The organism is Nonomuraea cavernae, assembly GCF_014646355.1.
Lineage (GTDB): Bacteria > Actinomycetota > Actinomycetes > Streptosporangiales > Streptosporangiaceae > Nonomuraea > Nonomuraea cavernae.
Genome location: NZ_BMNH01000020.1, coordinates 137,138 through 143,547, shown reverse-complemented (window position 1 = coordinate 143,547; position 6,410 = coordinate 137,138). Strand labels below are relative to the sequence as shown.

Genomic DNA, 6,410 nt, shown 5'->3' with positions numbered 1-6,410 from the left:
GCCCTCAATGCCGTTATCTGGCACAACTGGAACATCGGCGCACCCGTGAAACGATCCCTGATCGCCTACGATCACTAAGCCGAATTTCACATCAGCGATCTAGCCGGCGATCGTGCCGATCTCCTCGTACTGCTCGATGGCGGAGGAGGTGTCCATGCCGGGCGCCTCCCGGTCGGAGTGGGCGGCCTTGAACGAGTCGGAGCGCAGCCAGGCGACGAAGTCCGCGCGGGAGTCGAACTCCATCGTGGACACGTAGGGCTGTCCCTCCTCCGTGGGACGCAGGAGCGAGCTGCGGCGCAGGCCGGGCACGCCGGCGAGGGTGGCGCGCATGCTCTCCATGAAGGTGGCCTCGAAGGCCTGGGCGTCCTCCGCGGGGACGTCGATGCGGTTCATGATCATGTGCATGAGGAGTGATCCCTTCTCCGTGAAGCGCCGCGATCCAGTTTTCCCGACGCCATGTCGGAATGATACCAACACTACGTCGGTATCTCGTGGGGTCTCAGCGTGTGGAGGCGCCGTCGCAGGCCCCGCCGGGTGAGGGCAGGCCGAGACGGCGGTGGGTGTCGGCGGCGGCCTGGGCATGGGCGGCCGCCTCCTCCGCGCGGCCGAGGCGGGCGGCCAGCCGGGACAGGACGTCGTGGACGGAGCCCCAGGCGACGCTCCCCATACCCATGACGATCAGCTGCCCGGCCACCGGCAGCAGCCGGTCGTAGAGCGCGCCGGGATCGGGGGTGCCGAGCCGGGCCGCCACCAGGCCCCAGACGGGGAACAGGAAGTCTCCCGCCCAGTCGTCCCGCAGGTCGCCGCCCCAGCGGGCGGCCAGGTCAGCCGCCAGGTCCTCCTCGCCCACATCGAGGGCGGCCAGCACGGCCAGCGGCCGGACGGGCGTCAGGTCGCGGCGGCCGGCCGCCGCGACGAGCTCGTCCAGCACCTCGGCCACCCGGCCCTGACCACGCCTGCACGTGTAGAGGACGGCCAGCCGTCGCGCCTCCTGCCCCCACAGGCTGGCGCCGTATCTCAGGTCGGGGTGGCTGCCGAGCAGCGCCTCGGCCTCGGACCAGCGGCCGTGCAGGGTGTGGCCGCCCGTCTCGGCGATGCGCACCATCGCCTCGGGCTCGGGGCGGCGGATCCGTTCGAGCAGGTGCTCGCAGCGGGCCAGCTCGCGCTCCCACTCGGCCAGCTCGCCCGCCCGCAGCAGGCAGGACATCCGGATCACGCCCGCCACCAGCCGCGCCTCACGGGGCAGGCCGGGGATGGCCAGCATCTCCTCGGCGGCACGCAGCCGGGAGGGGTTGCGGCCGAGAACGAAGCCGGCGATCAGGTAGTTGTTGAGGGTACGGGCCAGCAGCGCGGGATCGGCCAGCCGGCGGGCGATCTGCACCGCTTCCAGCGCGAACCGCTCCCCCTCGGCGCGCCGTGGCCCGTAGTGCAGCTCGGCGCCGAGGGTGCCGAGCAGAGTCGCCCTCGACTCCTCGTCGAGCGGCGTGACCAGCAGATCCTCCAGAGTGGAGACGAGTTCGTCGTCGACGGTGCCGTAGGGACGCCAGTTCCACACCGACAGGCTGCCCGACGCCGACACGGCCGCCACCAGCGCCTCCCGGTCGCCGAGCCGCCTGGCCCGCGCGATCGCCTCGTCCAGGTCGCGGAGCGCGCCGCCCGCGTCGCCCACGGCCCGGCGAGCCTGGCCGAGCTCGGTGAGCACGCGGCACCGGGCCGCCGAGTCGCCCGGCGGGAGGTGGCCGAGCGCGAGCTCCCAGAGCGCCACGGCCTCGGTGTAGCCGTGGCGCGCGGCGGCCTGCCGGGCGGCGGCGGTGGCGTGGCGGACCACCCGGTCGCCCGCGCCGAGCGTCGCCGCCGCGGCGAAGTGGCCGGCGAGCAGGGCGGGGTCGGTGCCGGGCACCGCCTCCAGGTAGTCGCCCGCCCGCAGGTGCAGCCGGGCCCGGTCCAGCCGGGTGAGGCCGGTGTCGAGCGCCTGGCGTACCAGGGCGTGGGAGAAGCGGTAACCGGCCGCCTCCTGGAGCAGGCCGGCGGCGAGCGCGGGTTCGAGATGCGTCATGACGTCCTCGACCGGCCGCCCGGCCATGGCCGCCAGGAGATCGAGCGGTACCTCGCGGCCGGCCGTGGCCGCAGCGCCGAGCAGGTCCCTCGTCGTCTCGGGCAGCCGGGCGAGCCGCCGGTCGATGACGTCGCGGGCGCCGGGCGGGACCAGGTCGCGCTCGCTCGCGGGCAGCCGGAGCAGCTCGGTCAGGTAGAACGGGTTGCCACCGGACCGGTCCAGCATCACCTCGGGATCGGCGTCCACCTGCCGCAGCCGCAGGTAGTCGCGCACCTGCGCGGCGTCGAAGGGCGCCGGCGAGACGCGCGGGCTCTCCCGCGACAGCGCGGCCAGCGTCTCGCGGAGCTGGCCGGGGTGCTCCCCCGGCTCGGGGCGGACGGTGGCGACGACCAGCGTCGAGGTGCGCGGCAGCTCGCCCGCGACGTGGCCGAGCAGCCGCAACGAGGAGACGTCGGCCCAGTGCAGGTCCTCCAGCACCAGCAGGAGCGGGGCCCCGCGCAGCCGCGCGAGCACACCGTCGTAGAGGTCGAACAGCTCGGCCTGCGGCTGGGCCGGGACCAGGCCGGCCTGGGTCCACGGCCACAACGCCGGCGTGGGCCCGCCGTCCAGGCAGCGGCCCCACGCCACCTCGAACCCCCGCGCCTCCGCCTCGTCGGCCGCCGCCCTGGCCAGGCTCGTCTTGCCGATGCCCGCCTCGCCGGTGACGAGTAGCAGTCCGCCCGTGCCCCGGCGCGCCGCCGCCAGCAGTTCCCCGACCAGCCGCAGCTCCGCCTCCCGCCCGATCAGCCGGGTGCAGGGGGCGTTCGCCGTGCTTGGCCTGCCGGGAGAAGAGCCGGCCGCTTCGCCGCCTGGTCCGCCGGGCGCTCCCGCGCGCCCGCCCGGAACGCCGGTCGCCGCGGCTCCCGTGTCCGAAATATCCGGGGTGTCCGTGGTGTCCGGGCCGATCCCTGCCGCGAACGGGCTCGGGGCGTCCAGGGTGGGTGACTGGTCGAAGACGGCGCGCTCCAGCCGTTTCAGCTCCGGCCCCGGCTCGATGCCCAGCTCCACGGACAGCAGGGAGCGGACCCGGCGCAGCGCACCCAGCGCGTCGGCCTGCCGGCCGGCCCGGTAGAGCCCGAGCACCAGCAGGCCCCAGGCCCGCTCGCGGTAGGGGTTGGCGTCGGCCAGCGCCTCCAGGTCCGTCACGCTCGCCTCACCGAGCGCCAGCCGGGCCTCCAGCAGGTCCTCCTCCGCCTGCAGCCGCAGCTCCCCCAGCCGGGCGGGCGCCAGGTCGGGGAACTCCGCCAGGGGCTCCCCGCGCCACAGCTCCAGCGCCCGGTCCAGCACGTCGCGGGCCGAGGCGAACCGCCCGCCGCGCACCAGGCGCCGCCCGTCCTCGGCCCACGCCGTGAAGCGCCCGACATCGGTCTGGGCAGGCGTGACGTCGAGCAGGTAGCCGGGCTCCCGGGTGAGCAGCAACCGCGGCGGGGTGCGCGGCCTGCGGTCCGGCTCCAGCGCCCGGCGCAGATGCGAGATGTACGCCTGGAGGGTCGCCGTGGCCTTGGCCGGCGCCACGCCCGCCCAGAGCTCCTCGATGAGCCGGTCGAGCGGCACGATCCGGCCGGGCTCGAGCGCCAGCATGGCCAGGCAGGCGCGCTGCTTGCGCGTGCCGAGGTCGAGCGGCCGCCCGGCCTCGTCGTCGGCCTCGACCGGGCCGAACAGTCGGATCTCCACGAATCCCAAGTCAACCCCAAGTCCCGCCCAAGGGCCGCATCGCATCCTGGGCGCATGAACGCACTCAAGAACATGGTCAAGGGCAGGGTGCTCGTCCAGGGCGACGAGGGTTTCGACGAGGCGCGCACGCCGTGGCACCTCTCGGTGGAGCAGCCGGTGCTGGCGGTGGTGGACGCGGAGGACGCCGACGACGTGTCGGCCGTGGTGAGCCACGCGCGGTTGCACGGGCTCGCGGTGACCGCTCAGGCGAGCGGTCATGGCGCCTCGGGTGACACGGAGGGCGCCATCCTGCTGCGCACGAAGCGGCTCGGCGGGGTGGAGATCTCGGACGGTGTGGCCCGGGTGGGGGCGGGCGTGCAGTGGGGCGAGGTGCTGGCCGCGGCCGGCCCGCTGGGGCTGACCGGCCTGGCGGGCAGCTCGCCGGTGGTGAGCGTGACCGGCTACACGCTCGGCGGCGGCCTGAGCTGGTTCAGCCGCAGGCACGGCTGGGCCTCGGACAGCGTGCGGGCGTTCGAGGCGGTGGACGCCGACGGTGCCCGGACGCGGGTGACCGCCGAGTCCGACCCCGAGCTGTTCTGGGCGCTGCGGGGTGGCGGCGGCAGCTTCGCCGTGGTCACCGCGCTGGAGTTCGACCTGCACCCGGCGCCCTTCCTGTACGGCGGGCGGATGATGTGGCCGGCCGACCGGGCGGCCGCGGTGTTCGAGGCGTTCAAGGAGGTCACCGCCGAGGCGCCGGACGAGCTGACACTCTGGTACGTCCTGCTGCAGATCCCCGGCGGCCCGGGCCTCGTCGCGCTCGACGTCACCTACCTGGGCGAGCACCCGGGCGGCCTGCTGACCCGCTTCGAGAAGATCGACGGCATCATGGGCGACAGCCGGGGGCCGCTGCCGGTGGCGGCGCTGGGATCGGTCTGCGACGAGCCCACCGACCCGAGCCCGGGGATGGCCCGGTGCGAGCTGCTCACCGAACTCCCGGACGACGTGCTGTTCGGGGAGCCGATGGATCCCCTGATCAGCGTGCAGATCCGGCACCTGGGCGGGGCGCTGGCCCGGCCGGCGGCGGGCGGCGGCGCGGCGGAGCCCCTGGCCGAGCCGTACTCCGCCTACCTGTTCGGGATGCCGTCGGAGGCCACGGCCGAGCGCATCGCCGGTCTCGGGGCCGCTCTGGTGCCGTACGCCAGCGGGCGTAAGCCGTACAGCATGCTGACGGCCGGGGAGCGGGCGGCGTCCGCGTTCTCCGGTGACACGCTGGCGCGGCTGCGGGACCTCAAGCGGGCCCGCGACCCGCACGGCGTGATCCGGGCGAACTTCCCGGTGGACGCCTGACAGGCCCGGCACGCATGGCGGCGAACCCCGGCGGGTCGGCGAGCGCGCCGTGATCAGGAACATCGAGACCGTCGTCGCTTCTCGGGCAGGCCGGCGCCGGCCAGGTCGTGCGACCCCTTCTCGGCGCAGCCTTGGCCGCACGGCCTGCGGCCTCGGCGGTCTCGACGGCGAATCACGCTGCCGGCACAGCGGGCGATGACATTATGTGACCATGCGCCCACCCCGAGCGAGATACTTCAACACCACCGGCCCGTGTGACCCGCGACGCCACTACATGCTGCCCCCCACGCAGCGGATCCCGCAGGCGCGCGTGCTCATCGACATGGATCGCTACTTCGTCCTGCACGCGCCCCGGCAGACCGGCAAGACGACCACGCTGGACGCCCTGGCGTCCGAGCTGACCGTCGAGGGTGACACCGCCGCTCTGATGTTCTCCTGCGAGCGCGCCAAGTCAGCCGGCGATGACTATGCCGCCGCGGAGGAGATTGTGCTGAAGTCTCTCCGCCAGGCCGCCGAGTGGGCGGAATGGCCGGAGGAGCTGCTGCCGCCGGACACCTGGCCGCAAGCTCCGGCGGGCACCCGATTCGGTTCGGCGCTGACCGAGTGGTGCAGTCGCTGCCCACGCCGGGTGGTGCTGTTCCTCGACGAGATCGACGCCCTGCAGGGCAACAGCATGGTCAGCATCCTCAGCCAGCTCCGCGACGGCCACAACGCACGGCCGGGAGGCCGTCCGTTCCCCGCGTCCGTGGTGCTGTGCGGGTTGCGCGACGTGCGTGACTACAAGGTCGCCTCAGGCGGCGAACCCGACCGGTCCAACCCGGCCAGCCCGTTCAACATCGTCACCGAGTCGCTGCGCCTGGGCGACTTCAGCGCCGACGAGATCGCCGAGCTCTACGGCCGGCACACGCAGGAGACCGGCCAGGAGTTCACCAAGGACGCGGTGGACCGGGTCTTCGAGCTGACGCAGGGACAACCGTGGCTGGTCAACGCCGTCGCCCATGAGATCACCTTCAAGATGGGGGTGACCGGCGCCATCACCGCCGGGCAGGTGGAGGAGGCCAAGGAACGGTTGATCCGGGCCCGCGCCACCCATCTGGACGCCCTCGTGACGCGGCTGCACGAACCACGGGTGGAACGGGTGATCGAGCCGATCGTGGCGGGAACGTGGCCAGGCACGGACACCTCCTTCGACGATGACGTCTCCTACGTTCATGATCTGGGCCTCATCCGGGGAACCAGGGACCTGGAGATCGCCAACCCGATCTACCGAGAGGTCCTGCTACGGGTCCTGGGCGATCGCACGGAGCGGTTCGTC

The 6,410-nt window shown here is 73.8% G+C and carries 4 protein-coding genes; 2 read left to right on the top strand and 2 right to left on the bottom strand.

What is annotated here, in order from left to right; genetic code table 11:
• Positions 1-99: 99 nt before the first annotated feature.
• Positions 100-405 (bottom strand): antibiotic biosynthesis monooxygenase family protein, encoded by a 306-nt coding sequence (locus IEY82_RS27220; protein ID WP_189127073.1) that lies wholly within the window; start codon positions 403-405, stop codon positions 100-102.
• A gap of 94 nt (positions 406-499) precedes the next feature.
• Positions 500-3,769, bottom strand: a complete 3,270-nt coding sequence (locus IEY82_RS27215) for an ATP-binding protein (RefSeq protein ID WP_189127072.1) — start codon at positions 3,767-3,769, stop codon at positions 500-502.
• A gap of 54 nt (positions 3,770-3,823) precedes the next feature.
• Here IEY82_RS27215 and IEY82_RS27210 point away from each other — a divergent pair, with 54 nt between their 5' ends.
• Positions 3,824-5,095, top strand: coding sequence for an FAD-binding oxidoreductase (locus IEY82_RS27210; RefSeq protein ID WP_189127071.1), 1,272 nt, complete (start codon positions 3,824-3,826; stop codon positions 5,093-5,095).
• A 211-nt stretch (positions 5,096-5,306) separates the two neighbouring features.
• Positions 5,307-6,410: AAA family ATPase (locus tag IEY82_RS27205; RefSeq protein WP_189127070.1), on the top strand; the 1,104-nt coding region annotated here is incomplete at its 3' end.